This is a genomic window from Leptospira vanthielii serovar Holland str. Waz Holland = ATCC 700522, assembly GCF_000332455.1.
In the GTDB taxonomy this organism is placed as follows: Bacteria; Spirochaetota; Leptospiria; order Leptospirales; family Leptospiraceae; genus Leptospira_A; species Leptospira_A vanthielii.
On sequence record NZ_AOGY02000027.1, the window covers coordinates 88,277 to 107,157 of the forward strand.

The 18,881-nt window shown below is 39.8% G+C and carries 15 protein-coding genes; 7 read left to right on the plus strand and 8 right to left on the minus strand.

Annotated features, from left to right (window positions below):
• Nucleotides 1-167 precede the first annotated feature (167 nt).
• Nucleotides 168-3,662, minus strand: a complete 3,495-nt coding sequence (locus LEP1GSC199_RS05925; protein ID WP_002978823.1) for a PAS domain-containing hybrid sensor histidine kinase/response regulator — start codon at nucleotides 3,660-3,662, stop codon at nucleotides 168-170.
• A 56-nt stretch (nucleotides 3,663-3,718) separates the two neighbouring features.
• On the opposite strand from LEP1GSC199_RS05925, the gene LEP1GSC199_RS05930 reads away from it, so the two are divergent.
• The 4 genes from LEP1GSC199_RS05930 to LEP1GSC199_RS05945 all read left to right on the plus strand — a co-directional run bounded on the left by LEP1GSC199_RS05930 (nucleotide 3,719) and on the right by LEP1GSC199_RS05945 (nucleotide 9,076).
• The gene (locus LEP1GSC199_RS05930) at nucleotides 3,719-6,328 is read left to right on the plus strand and encodes a hypothetical protein (RefSeq protein WP_002978876.1); all 2,610 of its coding nucleotides are present in this window, start codon (nucleotides 3,719-3,721) and stop codon (nucleotides 6,326-6,328) included.
• A 172-nt stretch (nucleotides 6,329-6,500) separates the two neighbouring features.
• Complete coding sequence (locus tag LEP1GSC199_RS05935; RefSeq protein ID WP_002978997.1) at nucleotides 6,501-7,871, plus strand: hemolysin family protein; 1,371 nt, start codon at nucleotides 6,501-6,503, stop codon at nucleotides 7,869-7,871.
• Entirely contained in the window at nucleotides 7,872-8,402 is a 531-nt protein-coding gene (locus LEP1GSC199_RS05940; RefSeq protein ID WP_002978897.1) for a phosphopantothenoylcysteine decarboxylase, read from the plus strand.
• Nucleotides 8,399-9,076 (plus strand): phosphopantothenoylcysteine decarboxylase domain-containing protein, encoded by a 678-nt coding sequence (locus LEP1GSC199_RS05945; protein WP_002978848.1) that lies wholly within the window; start codon nucleotides 8,399-8,401, stop codon nucleotides 9,074-9,076. The genes LEP1GSC199_RS05940 and LEP1GSC199_RS05945 overlap by 4 nt, the downstream gene beginning before the upstream one ends.
• Here LEP1GSC199_RS05945 and LEP1GSC199_RS05950 read toward each other — a convergent pair.
• Nucleotides 9,062-9,418: a DMT family protein gene (locus LEP1GSC199_RS05950; protein WP_002978940.1), complete on the minus strand. Its 357-nt coding sequence runs from the start codon at nucleotides 9,416-9,418 to the stop codon at nucleotides 9,062-9,064. The two genes, LEP1GSC199_RS05945 and LEP1GSC199_RS05950, sit on opposite strands and share 15 nt — an antisense overlap.
• A 94-nt stretch (nucleotides 9,419-9,512) precedes the next feature.
• Nucleotides 9,513-10,268 (minus strand): SIR2 family NAD-dependent protein deacylase, encoded by a 756-nt coding sequence (locus LEP1GSC199_RS05955; protein WP_002978979.1) that lies wholly within the window; start codon nucleotides 10,266-10,268, stop codon nucleotides 9,513-9,515.
• Nucleotides 10,269-10,341: 73 nt separating this feature from the next.
• Here LEP1GSC199_RS05955 and LEP1GSC199_RS05960 point away from each other — a divergent pair, with 73 nt between their 5' ends.
• Nucleotides 10,342-11,499 carry an aminotransferase class I/II-fold pyridoxal phosphate-dependent enzyme gene (locus tag LEP1GSC199_RS05960; RefSeq protein WP_002978874.1) on the plus strand — a complete coding sequence of 386 codons (1,158 nt, stop codon included), beginning with the start codon at nucleotides 10,342-10,344 and terminating at the stop codon, nucleotides 11,497-11,499.
• A 119-nt stretch (nucleotides 11,500-11,618) separates the two neighbouring features.
• Here LEP1GSC199_RS05960 and LEP1GSC199_RS05965 read toward each other — a convergent pair whose 3' ends face one another.
• From LEP1GSC199_RS05965 to LEP1GSC199_RS05985, 5 genes are all read right to left on the minus strand, one after another.
• The gene (locus tag LEP1GSC199_RS05965) at nucleotides 11,619-12,284 is read right to left on the minus strand and encodes a cytochrome c-type biogenesis protein CcmH (protein WP_002978943.1); all 666 of its coding nucleotides are present in this window, start codon (nucleotides 12,282-12,284) and stop codon (nucleotides 11,619-11,621) included.
• Between the two features lie 3 nt (nucleotides 12,285-12,287).
• A complete protein-coding gene (locus LEP1GSC199_RS05970; protein WP_002978791.1) occupies nucleotides 12,288-14,486 on the minus strand; it encodes a heme lyase CcmF/NrfE family subunit in 2,199 nt (732 codons plus the stop codon).
• Nucleotides 14,483-14,875 carry a cytochrome c maturation protein CcmE domain-containing protein gene (locus LEP1GSC199_RS05975; protein ID WP_002975114.1) on the minus strand — a complete coding sequence of 131 codons (393 nt, stop codon included), beginning with the start codon at nucleotides 14,873-14,875 and terminating at the stop codon, nucleotides 14,483-14,485. The genes LEP1GSC199_RS05970 and LEP1GSC199_RS05975 overlap by 4 nt, the downstream gene beginning before the upstream one ends.
• Nucleotides 14,876-14,975: 100 nt before the next feature.
• Nucleotides 14,976-15,752 carry a YdcF family protein gene (locus LEP1GSC199_RS05980; protein WP_002978939.1) on the minus strand — a complete coding sequence of 259 codons (777 nt, stop codon included), beginning with the start codon at nucleotides 15,750-15,752 and terminating at the stop codon, nucleotides 14,976-14,978.
• A gap of 30 nt (nucleotides 15,753-15,782) precedes the next feature.
• Nucleotides 15,783-16,184, minus strand: coding sequence for a hypothetical protein (locus LEP1GSC199_RS05985; protein ID WP_002978825.1), 402 nt, complete (start codon nucleotides 16,182-16,184; stop codon nucleotides 15,783-15,785).
• 81 nt (nucleotides 16,185-16,265) lie between these two features.
• Between LEP1GSC199_RS05985 and LEP1GSC199_RS05990 the strand changes: the two genes are divergently transcribed.
• Together LEP1GSC199_RS05990 and LEP1GSC199_RS05995 are read left to right on the plus strand one after the other, a co-directional pair.
• A complete protein-coding gene (locus LEP1GSC199_RS05990) occupies nucleotides 16,266-17,297 on the plus strand; it encodes an MBL fold metallo-hydrolase (protein WP_039926201.1) in 1,032 nt (343 codons plus the stop codon).
• 57 nt (nucleotides 17,298-17,354) lie between these two features.
• Nucleotides 17,355-18,821, plus strand: coding sequence for a sodium:proton antiporter (locus tag LEP1GSC199_RS05995; protein WP_198288761.1), 1,467 nt, complete (start codon nucleotides 17,355-17,357; stop codon nucleotides 18,819-18,821).
• The last annotated feature ends 60 nt before the right edge of the window (nucleotides 18,822-18,881 follow it).

Sequence of the window (18,881 nt, forward strand, 5' to 3'; positions counted from 1 at the left end):
GCAAATAGGGTCAAATGGACAATCTCATTCAATATTTTGGCATGAATGTACATCTCATTTATCGACTTTGATTTGGTTTTTGTTATCTCCCCTTTTTTCGAATTCTTTCATTTTGGGAAGGTCTCTTAGTAGAGTGATATGTTATCGTTCAAGAGTAGATTGGCGATCTAATGCAGTTGAAGCCAGTGTTTTATCTTTTCAGAGATGGTTTTTAAAACAACGGGTTTGGAAATATAATCATTCATCCCGCATTCGAGGCAACGTTCCTCTTCCCCTGACAGAGTCCCGGCAGTAAGAGCAATGATTGGCACAAGTTTCCCTTTCGCTAATTTCCGAATTTCTTTGGTGGCATCATAACCATTCATTTCTGGCATTTGCACATCCATTAATATCAATTGAGGTTCTGTTTGGATGAAGTTTTCTACTGCCAACGCTCCGTTCTCTGCCTCAATGATGATAGTTCCTGGTAAAGATTTTTGAACAATCGCTTTGGTTAACATCATGTTTACAGGATTATCCTCAACAATCATGATCTTAATTTTTTCATTCGTGAGAATGGGATGTACTGGTTCGTAATTGGTTGTAATGATTTCTGGACTTTTTCCTGATATTAGTTTGTCCAAACTCTCATATAAGATGTTTGTCTGAATGGGTTTTAAAAGGATAGACTGTACGCCGAGTTCTTTGCCTCTTTTATAAATGTTTTCATCATTGGAAGAAGTATGGAGAGAAAGGAAAGGTTTTCGTAAATTTTTTGATTCTACAATTTTTAATATTTTTTCAATGAAGTCTAGTCCATTCATTTCTGGCATATTAAAATCAGTGATGATCACATCGTAAAAGGTTCCTGATGAGATTGAATTCAGGGCTTCTTTTGCTGAACGAAAACTATCTACTTGGATCCCTTTGTAAGTTAACATTTCATGGATCACGAGTAAGTTGGTATCATTGTCATCCAAAACCATTACTTTTTTGATTTCATTTAGTTCCGGTTCGGTGTTCCTTTCATTGTCAGCCAGGGTAACAATTTTGAAAAAGAAACGAGAACCTTTGTCGCGTTCAGATTCTAATTCCATTTTAGAATTAAATAAATTTAATAATTTACTAGAGATGGATAGTCCTAGGCCAGTTCCACCAAACTGACGTGTGGTGGATGTGTCTGCTTGTGAAAACACTTCGAAAATTTTATTTCTATTTTCTGGACTAATGCCAATTCCGGTATCGATCACTTCAAAGAGTAATTCGTATTCGTTTTTGTCTTTTGGTTCGGCGGAGATTTTGATTTGAATTTCGCCTTTTAAAGTAAACTTTAAAGCATTTCCGATTAAGTTCAAAAGAATTTGCCTAAGTCGCAAAGAATCTACAAATATATTTCTTGGAACCTTTGGTGAAATGTTGAGAATGAGTTCTAGGCCTTTTTCGTATGCTTTGTGTTTTACGATTTCTGCGATTTGGTGGAGTAAATCGTAGATATTGACCCTTTCCTTATAGAGTTCCATTTTCCCAGATTCAATTTTCGAAAAGTCTAAGATGTCATTGATGAGATCCAATAGAGAACTTGCAGAAAGATACACAGTTTCCATGTATTTTTTTTGCACCTGATTGAGATTGGTCCGCATAAGAAGGTCGGAAAATCCAATCACACCATTGAGTGGTGTTCTGATTTCATGACTCATATTGGCAAGAAAGTCCGATTTTGCTTGCGAGGCTTTTTCTGCATTTTCGCGAGCAATGATTAGGTCATTTTCGAGTAGTTTTCGTTCGGTGGTATCGGTGTGGGTGCCAATCATTCGAAGTGGTTTTCCTTCTTCTGTCCACTCAATTACTTTTCCTCGGTCTAAAATCCATTTATAGGATCCGTCTTTACACAACATTCTATGTTCATTCACATAAACAGAGGTTTCCCCGTTAAAATGTTTGTCTAAGTCAGAAAAATAATTTTGTTTGTCTGCGGGATGAACTCTTGATTCCCATTCCGAAATATCGGATCCTATTTCTTCTTCTGAATATCCTAACATATTCTTCCATTGGTTAGAGAAGAAAACTTTGTTTGTAATCGCATTCCAATCCCAAATCCCATCTCCGGATCCTTCCAATGCAAATTGCCAACGGCTCTCACTAGCACGTAACGCTTCTTCGGTGGCTTTATGAGCTGAGATATCAATTCCGATCCCCAAGTAACCGGTGATCTCCCCTTTTTTGTTTTTACTTGCAGTGACTACCAGTTGGACAGGGAATTCGGTTTTGTCTTTACGAACATACGTCCATTCGTGAGAATCAAATTCACCTAACTTTGCTTTGTATATAAACGTATCAAATCCAGAAATGGGAACTCCGAATTCTTTGGAAAGATTGGTTGAACGTAATTGAATTTCTTCAGGTCTATGGAAAATCGCAGGTGAGGTTTTTCCAACCACATCTTCTGCATCATATTGTAAGTGGAATTCGGCACCCTTGTTGAAGTGGGTGATGGTGCCGTTTGTATCAGTTCCGATGATTGTCACATGGGTGGTTGCATCAAGAATACTCTCTAAATTTCCTAAAGCATCTTCTCTTTGGATATCCAATTCTACGTTTTTTGTAATATCTTGAAAACTTCCAAAAATTCGAATACTTTTCCCGTCTGCAAATACTGAATGTCCGATACTTCTAACCCATTTGAAGTTTCCTCGGAGTGTTTTGATTTTTAATACTAAGTCGTAGGAAGTTCCGTATTTGTCTGCTAGGTGAAAAGCGTTAATTAGTTTTTCTCGATCTGATTCTAAAGGATAAAAATCAAAGGCAGATTCTAGGTTTGGTACGTAATTGTCGGGGACTTCGTGAATCCTTTTTGTTTCTTTTGCCCAGAAAATTGTTTTGTTTGTTAGATCCACTTCCCATCCGCCCACATTGGCGGCAGCATTCGTTTCCTCAAATAGTAGTTTGAGTCTTGCAAGTTCATCTCGTTGTTTTAGGATTTCTATTTCTTTGTCTTTTCGTTCCGTAATATCGATGAAATAACAAATTTTTTCCGTGGGCGATGAGTTGAAATAACTTACGACACTATAATCGGAAACATAAATATACGAACCATCTTGTTTTTGGAATCTGAATTCCCTTTGATAAGTTCGCGATTTATTTTTTATATATTCTTTCTCTTCGGCAAGTGCTCTTTCTTTATCGTCGGGGTGAATGAGGTCATCTGGTTTCAACATTCCTTTTTTGAATTCACCAGTTTGATACCCTAGGTTGAGTGAAATATTGGGAGACACGTAAGTTGTTAAAAACTCGGTATCAAATTTAAACCGAAAGATCACATAAGGACCGCTGTCTAAAATTACATTTTCAATGCTAAAGTTTGGTTCTCCACGAAGAATGACTCCTGGTGTGTTTTTAAATTCCAAATACCGCCCAGAGATTCGGAAAGGATTTCCGAGTAGGTTTGTCGTGAATTGGAATGGAGTTTTTTTTGCCAGGGTTTCTTGGCATAAGTTAGTGAGGATGAGTGCATCCCTCGGTGTGATGTGGAGGTCGTTGATATGTTTTCCCGTGGATATGGAGTCAGGTGGCAGATAGAGATTCGGAGAGGTTCGTGAAAATTGAATTTCTAAGAAGGGATCTACATAGATTAGAAATTCGTCAAAACTCTCCACAATGGATTGGTAGTTGAAACTTTCTGCCATGAATTGTTATGTCACTTGACCAAAACGATTGGTCCTAAAGAATAATGGATACGATGATGAATCGCCTGTCACTTTCTATTTTTCTATGTTGTATTTCTGCACTTCCAGCGGGAAGTCTGATGAGCCAATCTCAAAGAAACCACGGTTGGGTAGTTGCGGGAACATCCTCAAAACTGCTCATTCAAGGAAAAGAAATATTAAATGCAAGGGACGAATTTCGATTTAAGAACCCGGAAGGGATGAGCCAAATCCAAGAGATCGACTACTATCTTATGTTAGGGGAGTATTACCTTCGTAAAAAAGACAAAGTAGGGATCGCCAATATCCTTTATGACTTACGAACCAAAAAAGGCGAATATGCTTTTGCCGATTTTTTATTGACTTCTTTATGGAAACAGTCTCAAGGCGAGGAAGTTCAGGCGGTCAAAGTCCTGGATACATACATTCAAAAAGAACCCAATACCTATTTTCGTAACCTAGCAAAAAACATGCGAACCAATCTTTTCCAAACAGGGGAAGATGAAAAAAAGTCCATGATCCGAATGGACTGCCAAAAAACAAAACCTTACTATTCATTATGCCGTGTATTCCGTTTGCAATATTACATTGATCTTCCTTCCGGAAAAGAGAAGGACATGCACAAACATTTTGTGAACATCATGCGTGTCAATTCCCCTTTTTTCGAAGATCCTAATCTGGAATGGATCCCTCTTCTTGATCGAATTGACGAAGATCTTCCCGCCAAACTATCGTTTCTTGGATTTGTGAGAGAAGGGATTCATTTACAAAAAATGATTATGGATCTGGAAAGAATTTCAGATGGGTTCGTTGGTGAAAATTCGAATGAACGGATGGCATTTTTCCAAATTTTACTTGGAGATTATCCTGGGGCTGAAGAATCTTTGTTAAATTTTTTGAGACTAACAAAAGGGAAAAAGGCATCCATCCTTAATCGAATCTATGTGAAGTTAGGTGCACTTGCCTACTTTCAAAAAGATTACAAAAAATCTTTAGATTATTATCTAAAGTTGGATTTGAATAATTGGTCAGCAGATATCCACCATCCGTTTTTGAATGAACCAATGTCCATCAGCGGCGTGAAAGATTTGATTTCTGTTTCCCTATATAAAGTGAACGGTGCAGATGCCGCACTCAAAGCTCTGCAAAAAATTAAAGATCCTGAAAAGTTAACAGAAGCAGACATCTGGCCCAAACTTAGAATATCGCAGATGTTAATGGATCAAAATCCTGAGTTGTCATCAAGGTTGACTGACGAAATCATTTATATGGCTCAGGAGAAAAAATGGAGGCGGTTGGAATATGCTGCCACCATCTTACAAGGTTATAACCAAATTTATAGAAAGGAATTCAGAAAGTCTACTATTGAGTTAACAAAGAGTAGGGGGATTTTGGATGAAGAAAATTCCTTTTATGCGGCAGAATTTCTTAGAAATTTCGGGTTTGTATTTGCCCATACAGCATCTGGCAAAAAGGGACCGGTGAATGGAAACATTCGGGATGGTGTCACCGACTACTTACAAAACAATCTGTATGAAGATTTGTATTATATTCGCAATTACCGGCCACTTGCTTTTTCTACAGATTTGTTTTTTGAATATGCACTCAGCCATCTTCGAGATGATAACGATGTTTGGGGGCTCTTAGATTCTATTTACAAATACAATGCTGTGAAGTGGATTCGAGGAGGTAAGGGAAGTCCGCATTCATTGTTGCAGATTCAATTTGTTGATAAACAATTCCAATACCTCTCTGGTTTTTCCACCGCTAGAGAATCCAAGTTTTTTGATTCTACTTATGCAGACAGTCGGGAAACCGAAAGCCAAATCCAAAGAAAAACTGAAGAAGAATCTGTTCGTAATTTAGAATCTGCTAAACTTCCCACCATCCTTTTGTTACCCTACAAGGATGAGTTTTATCTTTTTACCTTTAATCCGAGAGAATCCAAACGAAACCAACTTAGTTGGAAAGTAATTCGTTCCCAGAGGCCAGATACTTCGGATGTCATTGATTCGGTCAGAGAACTGATAAGTTCCAGTAAAGATGCTGACACTGTACAAATTTATTTAAATGAATCGGGAGCCAGTTTGATGCGTTCTCTGAAAAAAGAAATGAAAGAGACTGGGTTTATATTTTTCTTTTCTCTTCTCCCACAAACGGAGGTACAAAAACCATTGAATGTTTTTTCTTGGAAATGTCCACAGAACATGCGTTCTTTGGAAGGGAAAGGTATGAATCTTGTCGAAACTGCTTATTTTGAAGGTTCTAGGATTCTAAAAGAAAAGGAAAGGTTACATCTTTGGGACTTCCAAGCAAACGCCAGTTCGGTGAATTCTGTCACCAATCTGTCTTGGTCTTGTAAATCCGAAACCGGGTCATACGAAGAAATTCCTTTCCTTAAATTATTCCGTAGGATCGATTACCGCACGGTTCCTGAAATGATAGTTTATACCGAACGTGTCCTTGGTAAGTCCTGGTCTGATTACTCTTGGCACTACAATTGGTTGCATTTTTGGTTTCGATCGGGAACCAAAAAGATTGGATACCTTCCCACTCTACCTGTTTTGGATGCGGGATCGGTTTCGGGCCTTGCCGATCCTTCTCGTTACCGTGAGGAAGGGGTTTGGATTCAGGTTACCGCCCAGTAGGAGTGACATAATCAGACTAAATTCCTTGGGTCGGAGTTTTGTCTGCTTTTGCATTTCCGGTAAAAATGGGTCAAAATGTAGGCGACACTAGGAGATCGGTCCAAAATACTTAATTCTATTCCTCATACGCAATGGACCCTGATCATAATACTTTAGTGGTGTTCGAGTTTCTATGGAAATAATCGGCATCTTTCTCATCTTCCTTCTCGTCTTTGTCAATGGTTTCTTCGTAGCAGCCGAGTTTGCTATGGTTTCCCTTCGCCCCTCTCGCCTAGAGGAGCTCGTCAAAGAAAACAGAGCTATGGCTCATCTTACCAAAAAGGCCGTCTCTAAAATCGATGATATGTTATCGGTTTGCCAAGTGGGAATCACTGTTGCAAGCCTACTCCTTGGATGGATCGGCGAAGCTTTGTTTGCCAGTGTTGTTTCTGGATTCCTTCGTATGTTTCATATTGAATTGGATCTTGTTACTATCCACAGCATCTCTATTGGAGTATCGTTTACTCTCATCACACTCCTACATGTGATTTTGGGGGAACTAGTTCCTAAGACCCTGGCCATCCAAAACACAGAGGCAATTGCTCTTGGAGTGTCTGGCCCTATGTGGTTGTTTTATTATCTTTTCTTTCCAGTCACATTCGTAATGAACCGTCTGGCAGGAGGAGTCCTTACACTTTTCCGCTTACAACGTACGGGTGATAAGTATGTCCACTCTGCAGAAGAATTGATGATTATCATCGAAGAACAAAGGAAACAAGGCCGGATCGATAATGCTGAGATGCAACTCATCCAAAAGACTTTTGATTTTTCCGAACACACTGCAAAAGACGTAATGACACATAGACTTTCTATCATTGGAATTTCACAAGAGTCAACGATAGATAAAATGCTTCCTCTCATTGCAGAACATAGTTTTTCAAGATACCCGGTATATGATCAAACATTGGATCGTATTGTGGGGATTGTTCATGTACAGAAGTATTTAAAATGGCAAGCGGCACATCTTTCTGCCAAAGGTAAAAAAGAAAAGATCACCGTGATTATGGAAAAGGATTTTGTGAAGGTTCCAGAATCTATGTCCATTGAACGAGTAATGACTAAACTTCGCGAGAAAAAACAACACATGGCGATTGTCATTGATGAATATGGTGGAGTTTCCGGTTTACTGACGTTAGAAGATATCATAGAAGAATTTTTTGGTGAAATCCGGGATGAAACGGATTCCGATGAAGTCGATGTAACTTCAACGAATAAAAAAACAAAAGCCATTACTCTTGATGGAGAAACGGAACTTTCCAGTTTATCTGGCATTTTGGAAGGGGAAGAACCTTCGGATATGGAAGAAGTTAGAACCATCGCTGGTTATTTTATGGAAAAGAACGAGGATATGCCAAAAGAAGGAAGCATCGTTCAAATTAAAAAGGGAAGTCTTAAAGTAAAAAAAATGGAAGGAAATAAAATCATCTCCATTTTGTTTACTCCGAAACTAGAAGAAGATAATGATTCTGAAATGGAGAGGGAGCTCTCTTACGAGGACAGGTAGATGAAAGAAATTGTGATTGCGGTTTCAGGATCCATAGCTTCTTACAAGGCTTGTGATTTGGTAAGAGGACTTACCAAACAAGGATACCCTGTCCGTGTGATCATGACTTCCAATGCTACCAAATTTGTCGGAAAAATTACCTTCGAAGCCTTAACCGGAAAACCGGTTCGCGTGGATGAATTTGATACTGGTATGGCACATATCGAAATCAAAAACATTGCTTCAGTTCTCGCTGTAGTGCCGGCTTCCGCCAATATCATTGGGAAAATGGCAAATGGAATCGCTGACGATTTAGTCACCTCCACTTATTTAGCTTGTACCTCGCCTGTGTTAGTTGCTCCTTCAATGAATCCTGGAATGTATTTACATCCTGCGGTCCAAAGGAATCTAAAAATTTTGGAAAAAGACGGTGTGACCATTGTCTCTCCTGATAAGGGAATTGTTGTATGTGGGGATGAAGGATACGGTAAACTTGCCACCGTGGAATCCATTACCGAACAAATTATAAAACTCCATACAAAAAATTCATGAACTTAAAATTCAAACGAGTGATCGTTACTTCGGGCCCAACTCGGGAATGGATTGATCCTGTACGTTATATCTCCAATGCCTCTTCTGGAAAGATGGGTTATGAAATAGCCAAATCTTTTTTGTTATATCCTGTCGAAGTGATTTACATCCACGGAAATACTTTGGAACGATATGCCAATGTTCCAGGTGCCAAACTCAATATTGAAGTGGAAACCACCATCCAATTACGAGATGCAGTTTTATCTCAGATTACTAACGATAGTTTGCTTGTGATGGCGGCGGCTCCTGCGGATTTTCGCCCCATCATGACAGCAGAACATAAAATCAAAAAAGAAAAAACTTCCGAAGGAACGAAAGGCCTTCTTCTTGAGTTAGAAGAAAATCCAGATGTATTACAACAAGTCACTGAATTTGTCTCCGAACACAAAATAGAAAATTCGATTCGTGTGGGATTTGCTGCCGAAACTAGAGAACTTGAAAGGTATGCAAAAGACAAACTAACAAGAAAAGGTCTTCACTACATTGTGGGAAACTATGTGGGTGCGGGCAAAGGGTTTGGAGAAGTGGATTCTAGCGTTCGTATCTTTAGTGGTAAGGGTTTGGAAAAAGAAATCGGACCATTACCGAAAGAAAAAATCGCTGAAGCCTTGGTCCAATTTTTAGTGTCCGTTTGATTTGTTTCCAAAACCAAACGCAAAATATCCCGCAAGAAGGATCAGTCCAAAACTTACGATATAATTCCATTTGAGTCGTTCTCCAAGGAAGAGAGTCGCGAACAAAATGAACACAAAGATAGTGATCATTTCTTGGATGATCTTTAACTGGAACCCTTCGAATTTATAAACAGTATAACCAATGCGGTTTGCCGGAACCATAAGCACATATTCAAAAAATGCGATTCCCCAAGAAAAGAGAATGATATAAAACATATTGCTGGATTTTGCAAACTTTAGGTGTCCATACCAGGCAAAGGTCATAAAAATATTGGAAAGGATCAGTAAGGCGATGGTGGTCATTTTAGTCCCTTGGTTATATTCAAAGATTGATAAGGATTCATTTTATGAAAGCGGAAGGTTTACAGAAAAAGATTTAAGGATACGAGTCATTATTTTACTTCGGTATTCCCTCTGGATAAACTTCGTTAAAAATTTCGGGAAGGATTTCTCCCGATTTCCCACCAAAGTGATGTTGTATGGAAGGAGTGAGGGATGTGGTTTCCGGATTGATTTCGATTCCGAGTGCCCCATTGCGAATGGCAGTTAGAGCCAAATTGGTCGGAACCGAAACATTCGCACTAGTTCCGATCACAAACACAACATGGGCGACTTTACTTAGTTCCCAAGCTTTGGTAAGGAGTATATTGTCGTAACCTTCTCCAAACCAAACAATGTCTGGCCGTAACAAAGATTCACATGTCGTACAAAATTTGAGTCCCGGTTGGTTTAGGCCATCCTCTTCCAGATGGTATTTTGCCTGGCAGTGTGTACAACGTGCACGGAAAATATTACCATGAATTTCTAGTAGGTTCTTGCTCCCAGCTCTGGGATGGAGGCCATCTACATTTTGTGTGATGAGATTGACAAACGAAGAAGCTGTTTGCCATTTTGCAATTGTTAGGTGTCCGTCATTCGGTTTGGCCTCGTGGCAAATGCCTCGCCTCCAGTCATACCATTCCCAAACCACATCAGGATGTCTAACGAAGGCCTCGGGTGTGGCAAGTTCTTCTGCTTTGTAAGTTTTCCAATACCCACCCTCGCCACGAAAGGTCGGAATCCCACTTTCGTTAGAAATCCCGGCTCCCGTAAGAAACAAAATATTGCGGGCAGAACGGATTCGATGGATTACATCGGGAGGGAGGAGACTCATCTGTGGGATCATTCTAACAAAATGGGTAAAAAATTAAATCGGAAAATATTAAGGAAAAAGAAAACTGGTAGTTGTGGCAGACCATTGGACAGAAGTCCAAAAGAAATTAGATTCCATTCGTGAAAAACAATTGTTTCGGGAAACTCGTTCCTACCAGGGAATTGACTTTTGTTCTAACGACTATATGGGACTTGCAACTAAGCCGAGTATGTTGGAATTTTTCCAATCGAAGAAGGATATTTATCCCTTTGGTTCGACTGCTTCTCGATTGGTCCGGGGCAATACCACTTCCATGGAACAGTTTGAATCTGCATTTGCGAGTTTTGTAGAAGGGGAGGCAGCTCTTCTTGTTTCCACTGGTTTTACAGCAAATTTTGGTCTTTTGGATTCGATTGCAGCCCCCGATTGTTATGTGTTTACCGATCGCCTCAACCATGCATCCATTTTAGATGGAATTCGTATAGCCGGTGCAAAGAAAAAATACTACAACCATCTGGATTTAGGCCACCTGCGATCTCTCTTAGAAAAACTAGACTTGGAAGATCCTACACGGAAGAATAAACGCATCGTCGTTACCGAATCTCTGTTTAGTATGGATGGAGATTCTCCCGACTTAAAAACCCTTTTGTCTTTAAAAAAAGAATTTGGATTTGTCCTCGTATTGGATGAAGCCCATGCCTTCGGAATTTATGGCCCTAGTGGGAAGGGACTTGTCTTTCAAGACCTTGACCCTTCGGATATCCAATCTATCGATTACCGGGTTTATACATTAGGAAAATCTTTAGGACTTGAAGGTGGAATCATTGTTACAAAACAAATTGGTCGTGATCACTTAGTGAATGTAATGCGGTCTTTTATTTTTTCTACGGCTCCGCTTCCTATGATTTCGGAACTCGCCTTTTTTGCACTTTCGTTATTAGGTTCTATGGACAAAGAAAGAGAAAATCTTTTATCCCTTGCAAATAAGCTAAAGGATTCATTAAAACAGAATGGATTTTTGATTACCGATTCCACATCGCATATTGTTCCCATCTTACTTGAGACAGAAAAACAGGCGTTATTCTATGCAGCGTATTTACAGGAAAAGGGATTGGACGTGCGGGCCATCAGGCCCCCGACAGTTTCCACTCCGCGTTTACGGATTAGTTTGAATGCAAAATTAACGTTGGAGAGCATCCACCGATTGGTGGAAGAACTCATCCTGGTTCGAAAGAAGTGGAATTCTCTCTAGTCAAATTCTAATTCTCAAACTACCAATGGGAGGATTTAGTTTATTCTAAGGAATCTATCCAATATATAGTTCTTTAAATGAATCTATTGTTTTAATTAAAGAATATTTGTCCTAGACACTTAGGTTTCTTCTTCGAATTTACGGATTTTGTTTTTGATTTCTTCGGTGGTAGACTTTTGGTCACTTGATGGCTTTGAATTTGCCTCTGGAGTTTCCTTCTTTTTTCTGGTCCCAAATTTATAGATTCCAAAAAGTCCCAGAACACCTAATGCGAATAAGGTGAAGTTGATCCAAGTTCCATCTGGTTGTGCTAAAATTTTTGGTCCAAAACCATAAACTATGGAATCTACCATTCCCTGGTTTCCGTTTTCCTGAAACATCATCACAATGGGGTCTTTTAAAACAGAATCTCCAAAACCATTTTCCATTTTTGAAATGATTTCCTCTTCCTTCATTCCGTCTTTGATTCGGTTTTCGATAAAGGTTTTGAGGTAACTTGAAGCCGCACACATATTAAACGAACAAGATTGGATGGGAAGACTCGGTAAACAGATACAACGAATTTGTTCGGTCACTTTTAAGAAGGTTTGGATTTGACCTTCTTCTTTTAGGTTGGTAGTTGTTTTCTGTGCCAATAAAAGGTTTGGCAATAGGAGAAAGAAACCAAAGAACACGATCCAGACTTTTGATTTGGATCCTATGGCAGTCAATCTTCCTAGTGGGAACGATTGCGAAAAAACCATCCTCAATTGGTGGTTTCTGTGATAAAAAAATTCTTTTTTCATCTGTTAACCTACCGTCTTCTTTTTGGTTTCCCCAAGAGGGAGTAACAAAAAAATTCCAGAAAGGAAATAAAGTAAAGATCCAAGCCAAATGAGTTTTACCAGTGGATTCACCCAAACTTCTAAGTTCGCAACAATCTGTTTTGGGAAGTTGAGAAAAAATTTGAGTTTGTCCATTTCACTTCCTGGTGTGAAGTAATACTGCATAAACATCAAAGGTAGATCTGGGTTTTCAGATTTGAGATCGGAAGTTTCAATCGCACCAAGTTGGATGTAAAAATCTTCTTTTGCCATAGAGAGGATAGCCGGTTCACTGGTGGGAATGTGAGTTTCGAAATCTCCTGTTAGGTGAGAGATCTGTGGGTAAAACCTACGTTCGGTAACTAAATCCGAAAGTTTTTCTGTTCCTCGAAAGATTCCGTATGTTCCCTCTTGGGAAACAATCACATTTTGAATGTTAGGTTCTCCACCAAGGCCTGAAATTAGGACCGGTTTTAATTTGAGAGTAGAGGCCTCTATTTGATACCCACCAATCATTGCTTTGTCGATGGACTGATAAACTATCTCTTCAGAAGTGGGCGGTTGGAGTTCATAAAAAAATCGGACGGATGTATTGATTTTAAATGCGTTTCCCGCATACCCAATAAAAATAAGAACTAGTGAAAAGTGAACTAAATACCCACCATACCGACGTTTGTTTTTGAGTAACATTCGGTATCCGGCCACAAAAAAATTCTCGTTTTTAAACTCTTCTCGCCGAGCTCTAATCCCTCTGTAATATTCTTGTATGATCCCTGATATGGTAAAAATACCGATGGTAACCGTAAGAACCGAATACACTTCGGCAAGTACGTCCCCATACTTACTATCTGGTTTGGTAAAGTTTTGGGAATAGAAAAGGATGTACAAACCGCCACCAATGATCCCCGCAATAAAAGGTTTCAGAAGAGTGGAAAAAAAGACAGCACCTGCTCCCTTTCTCCAAGCTAAAAGTGGTGCCGATCCCATAAGAAGTAAAAGAAAAATCCCAGCAGGGACTCCCCAGGAGTTAAACCAAGGAGCCTTAAATTCTTTTCCATACAAAAGCGGGGAAAAGACACCTAACAGAATTGCTGCGGTCGAGAGGACGAGTAAAAAGTTGTTTAAAAGAAAACTTCCTTCTTTGGAAGTGATGGCTTCCAAGTTTCTTTCTGGAGTGAGGTTTTTTCTTCTATAAATCACAAAACCAGTGAAGAAAAGAAAACTACCAATGATGTAGATGATAAAAGGTGTGCCAATCGTAGACTTAGAAAAACTATGTGGGCCTTCGAGAACCCCGGAACGAGTGATCCAGGTTCCAAGCAAACTAAAATGAAAAGCAAGGATCACAAGTAACATATTCCAAAACTTCAACATCCCTCGACGTTCTTGGATCACAACCGAATGGACAAAGGCACTGGTAAGAAGCCAAGGCATTAGTGATGCATTCTCTACCGGATCCCATGCCCAATACCCACCCCAACCTAACTCTTCATAGGCCCACTTCGACCCGAGTAAAATTCCTGTTCCGAGAAAGAACCAAGAAAACAGAGTCCATTTGCGGATGAACTTCATCCAATCTTCAGAAAGTTGTCCTGACACAAGAGCTGACATAGCAATGGCAAAAGGAATCGATATACTTACATAACCAATATAAAGGATGGGTGGATGGATGATCATCGCCCAATGTTGGAGGAGGGGATTGAGGCCCCGGCCTGCCGCAGCTTCTGGAACAAACTCACGGAATGGTTGGGCATCTCCATAAAAAACAGCAAGAAAAGAAAAAAATCCAGATAATACCGCGAGGATGAGATTCATCATAGGGATTCTGTCTTCAATGGACTTACGAGTTTGCCATAACACGATAAAGGTGAATACGTTTAGAATCAAATTCCAAAATAACAAACTTCCAGAAGAACCTGACCAGATCGATGTCATTTTATAGAACAAAGGTAAGTGTTCGCTGGAATGCATGACTACATAATAGTTGCTATAGTCTGACCTGGCGAGTTGTGTTAATAAAACTGTAAATGTTAATACAATGACAAATGGATTTGTCATTAAAGCAAGACGGCCAAGTTCAATGGATTTTCGATCTTGTTTATAAATTCCGTAGATGGTTTGTAATGCGGAAAAAACTAAAATGGCAAGAGAGGCTGCAAGAAGGATGGTTCCTAAATTATTCATTTTTCCTCAGCGTATCCCGCTTCATATTTGGAGGCACATTTTGCTTCTACATGGGAAGCAACGAGTACCCCGTGATCCAACTTTCCGTCCACTCGGGCTCTTGCTCCTTCTTTAAAGGCATCTGGCAAAAGAGTGGCTCCTGTAAAAAATACAGGGATGATTTGATCATTCAGTTCCAAATCAAATTTGGCTTTTTTTCCTTCCCGGACAAGGCTCCCTACCCGCACAAACCCACGCACACGAAGATTTTGGTCTGAGTATTTGGTTTGGTTTGCTGCCAGTTCGGAGGCATCCAGAAGGAGATAGGAAGTTTCCTGCGAGGAAAAATAAGCAATCCCGCCGAGTGAAAGTCCAATGAGAAACAAAAGAGTTAAAAACTTACGATTCATAATCCATTCTTTAGACGGATTCCCGTCTTTCCTCTAACCTCTCTGATTGCAAGTTTCGGTCAAACAAAAAGGTCTTAAAAAAACGGCAGAATTGGGAGCGTTATAAATAGGATTTGGCACGATACACAAAATATCCCACCCATTCTTTGATGGCGAGAGTGGTTTGGTCCAAAAATCCTGCGGAGGGAATGTAAAGTTCAAAGGCTCCCGCTTGCAGATTGGTGGCACGGTAGTCTGTGGGAAAGGAAACAAACTGGATGTTTTGTTTTTCGAAACATCCAGCCGCACGTTTTATATGAAAGGCAGAAGTAATAAGAATTGCGGACTCTAATTTTTTTTCGACCAGTAACTTCTTAGTTTCAACAGCATTTTCATAAGTATTTCGTGATTTGTTTTCCCAAATTAAATCTTTTTCAGGAACCCCAAGCCCTAAAAATAATTCTTTTGCTAAGTCAGCTTCCTTGTAGGTATCAGCAAAGAGAAGCCCTGATCCACCGGTAAAAAGGATTTTTTTTACCTTCCCGGTCTTATAAAGTCTGATGGCATCAGTCAATCGGTCAGCGGAGTCTGTGAGTTCAGGTCTTCCTGGATGTAGGGATATGGTTTGGATCATTCCACCTAACACAATCGCTACGTCTGCTTTAGGGACATTGGAAATGGCTATTGGTGGGTAATCTTTTTCGAGAGATTGAAGTAGGAAGTTCGCAACATAAGCGTTAGATGCCAGATATAAAAACAAAATGATTTGAAAAAGTCGAAATTTTCCGTGTCCCGATTTTGTTTTTAGGATGAGTAAGAAGGACAAAAGGAAAAAAACAGGTAGTGGGTAGAGTAGAACGGTTCCGAACTTGGAAAGAGTAAAAAAGATTGAATCCATAGGTAGTAGGATTCTGAAAGTAAAGGAATCTTACCAGTCTAAATCAGGACCTAAAACGCCTATCCCGCTTCCCCAATATTGGGAAGGGTGAGGGTAACGAACCGAAATTCCTAAGGGGGAACGAGAAAATTTCCAGTCCCTTGCAATTTGTTTTCGCTGTTGGATTTGTTCCTCGGGAACAGAACTTTCGATTGTGTTTAAATACACTTTTGTCATTTCTACCCATTCTTTGATGGCAAAAGGATTTTGTTTTTTCAAATCTTGGATTAAAATTCTTAGTGCGAATTCGGCGTCTTCTCGGAGGTCACGAGCAATTTCAGAAACTTCCGCATTGGCCCCAAAGACAGTTTCACTTCCTTCTGTCCGGTCCACCGTTTCTCTCCATTTTGCATAGGCAATCATCAAATCTTTTGTTTCTTTATGCCTAAACATGGTAACAAAACAATTGTTCTAGTCTCAAAAAAACGCAATCGAAAATTCCCAATAGAGGAAGTTTGTTTTCGTCTAATCCTCGTGAAGTTCCTATCTTTTGTCCCCTTAATTCTCTTTTTTGTTTTGTCCTGTTTTGCAGATGCAAGTGTTCGTAAATCCCACCATACAGCAAACGGATTTAAAAACCCAAACCCCAACTTTGAAACCAAAGGTTTTTGGGATGTCATCTCTTGGCAATTCCTACGTTTCCAACTTCCCTATAGTTTGGATCCAAAAGATTATCCTCCTTTTCCTATCATGCCAAATGATGGCAAACAATTGCAGACTAACAAATCAAAACTTTCTGTCACTTGGGTGGGACATGCCACAACTCTCATTCAAATCGATGGAGTGAATATACTGACAGATCCCATTTGGAGCGAAAGGTGTTCGCCTGTAAGTTTTATTGGTCCCAAACGTTACACTCCCCCTGGAATCAAAATTGAAGACTTACCTCGAATCGATATTGTGATTTTATCACACAATCATTACGACCACACCGATTTACCCACTCTCAGACAATTAGAAGAAAAGTTCCATCCCCTTGTATTCACTGGAATTGGGAACAATAAACTATTGTTAGCTGAAGGTTTGAAAAATGTAAAGGAAATGGATTGGTGGGAAGAAACAAAAACGAAAGAATTATCTATCACTTTCACTCCAACCCAACACTTTAGTGGGCGTGGGTTACTCGACAGGGATGAAACTCTCTGGGGAAGTTACTTGATTTCGGGAGAAAAGGAAAAAGTCTACTTCGGGGGAGACACCGGCTTTTATACCCATTTTCGCGAAATCGCAGAACGATTTGGGCCTGTTGACGTTGCAATTTTACCAGTTGGAGCAACGGAACCCCGCTGGATGATGGCGCCCGTACACATCGATCCCAAAGAAACAGTGAAGGCTTTTATGGATCTGAAAGCCAAGTATTTGGTTCCTATGCACTATATGACCTTTGTTCTTTCGGATGAACCCTTGGATTCTCCTGTGCCCCGCACTAAAGAAGAGTTAAAACAAGCGGGAATCTCAGAAGCACAATTTGTTCCTTTAAAAATTGGAGAATCTCGCTTTTTTTAGTTCCAAGTGGTTTCGATTTCAGGTAAGCTGTCCTAAAAAAATAGGATGGTGAGCATGTTGAAGAAGCTTCTCACAACGATAGTATTCCTGGTTTGTTTGTCTGTGACAACAGCCGGTTTATTTGCGGAAGACCCAACTCCGGTTCCAACGCAAACAACCACTCAGGAAGAAACAGGACATTCGTCTCATGGCGAATCAGTACACGAGGAATTACCATATTGGACGGTTTTACCTTTTGTTGCCATTTTACTTTCCATCGCAATCTTACCGGTTGCTTCTCACAAAACTTCTCATTGGTGGGAAGACAATAATAACAAATTGATCCTTGCTGTTGGACTCGGAGCCATTTCTTTTGTGGTACTTCTAATTTATGGTTACAGCCATAATATTGTTCACACAGTTTTTTTCGATTACGTTCCCTTTATCATTTTACTTGGATCTTTATTTTATATTTCCGGTGGAATTGTGATCAAGGGGGACATCCATGCAACTCCACTCAATAACACATTGTATTTGTTAATAGGTGCGGGCCTTGCTTCCTTTATTGGAACCACAGGGGCATCGATGTTACTTATTCGTCCTTTGTTAAAAACAAATAGCGAAAGAAAACATGTAGTTCATACAGTTGTGTTTTTTATCTTTCTTGTTTCGAACATTGGTGGTTCTTTAACACCGCTCGGGGATCCTCCACTATTTTTGGGATATTTAAAAGGAGTGCCTTTCACTTGGACCTTCAAACTTTTACCTGAGATGTTAGTTGCAGTTGCGATTCTACTTACTGTTTATTTTGTTTGGGACACTCTCGCTTACAAAAAAGAAACAAAAAAGGACCTCAAAAGAGACGATAAACTTGCGACTCCCTTCTCTATCGGTGGGCAAGTGAACTTCATCTGGTTACTTGGTGTGATTTTAGCGGTTGCTTTTTTGAACAGTAACTATATCCCAGAAATCAACAATACTCCGACTCTTGGATTTATCCGTGAGGCAGTTCTACTTGTTCTCATTGGACTATCTAAATTTACATCCAAAGAGGCAGATCGTAAGTTCAATAACTTCACACTTCATCCCATCCAAGAAGTAGCATACCTCTTCATTGGGATTTTCATTACGATGATTCCTGCTCTAGTGTTACTGGAAGCACATGGTAAGGAACTCGGAATCACTCAAAACTGGCAATTCTTCTGGGCAACGGGAGCTTTTTCGTCGGTTCTTGACAATGCGCCAACTTACCTCACCTTTGGTTCGTTAGCTTCTGGACTCCTCACACCAGTGGGTGCGGCAAGCCCTCTCACTCTAGGTCAATTCATTGGGAATGTACAAGCGGAAGAAATTCTAAAAGCCATTTCCGTGGGTGCGGTTTTTATGGGTGCGAATACCTATATCGGTAACGCTCCTAACTTTATGGTGAAATCGGTTGCCGAAGAAAACAAAGTAAAAATGCCGTCCTTTGGTGGATACTTAGCATACTCTATGGGAATTTTAGTTCCTGTGTTTATACTAATCACTTTCGTATTCTTCGTCTAAACTTTTGGACAAACCGGGGAGTCTCCCCGGTTTTCACTCGCTTCATAACGTTTGGAGATT

What these genes read in the sequence shown, in the direction of transcription:
- LEP1GSC199_RS05930 (WP_002978876.1), top strand. Translation starts at nt 3,719, where the DNA reads ATGAATCGCCTGTCACTTTCTATTTTTCTATGTTGTATTTCTGCACTT.
- LEP1GSC199_RS05940 (WP_002978897.1), top strand. Translation starts at nt 7,872, where the DNA reads ATGAAAGAAATTGTGATTGCGGTTTCAGGATCCATAGCTTCTTACAAG.
- LEP1GSC199_RS05945 (WP_002978848.1), top strand. Translation starts at nt 8,399, where the DNA reads ATGAACTTAAAATTCAAACGAGTGATCGTTACTTCGGGCCCAACTCGG.
- LEP1GSC199_RS05925 (WP_002978823.1), bottom strand. Translation starts at nt 3,662, where the DNA reads ATGGCAGAAAGTTTCAACTACCAATCCATTGTGGAGAGTTTTGACGAA.
- LEP1GSC199_RS05965 (WP_002978943.1), bottom strand. Translation starts at nt 12,284, where the DNA reads ATGAAAAAAGAATTTTTTTATCACAGAAACCACCAATTGAGGATGGTT.
- LEP1GSC199_RS05935 (WP_002978997.1), top strand. Translation starts at nt 6,501, where the DNA reads ATGGAAATAATCGGCATCTTTCTCATCTTCCTTCTCGTCTTTGTCAAT.
- LEP1GSC199_RS05955 (WP_002978979.1), bottom strand. Translation starts at nt 10,268, where the DNA reads ATGAGTCTCCTCCCTCCCGATGTAATCCATCGAATCCGTTCTGCCCGC.
- LEP1GSC199_RS05970 (WP_002978791.1), bottom strand. Translation starts at nt 14,486, where the DNA reads ATGAATAATTTAGGAACCATCCTTCTTGCAGCCTCTCTTGCCATTTTA.
- LEP1GSC199_RS05975 (WP_002975114.1), bottom strand. Translation starts at nt 14,875, where the DNA reads ATGAATCGTAAGTTTTTAACTCTTTTGTTTCTCATTGGACTTTCACTC.
- LEP1GSC199_RS05950 (WP_002978940.1), bottom strand. Translation starts at nt 9,418, where the DNA reads ATGACCACCATCGCCTTACTGATCCTTTCCAATATTTTTATGACCTTT.
- LEP1GSC199_RS05985 (WP_002978825.1), bottom strand. Translation starts at nt 16,184, where the DNA reads ATGTTTAGGCATAAAGAAACAAAAGATTTGATGATTGCCTATGCAAAA.
- LEP1GSC199_RS05980 (WP_002978939.1), bottom strand. Translation starts at nt 15,752, where the DNA reads ATGGATTCAATCTTTTTTACTCTTTCCAAGTTCGGAACCGTTCTACTC.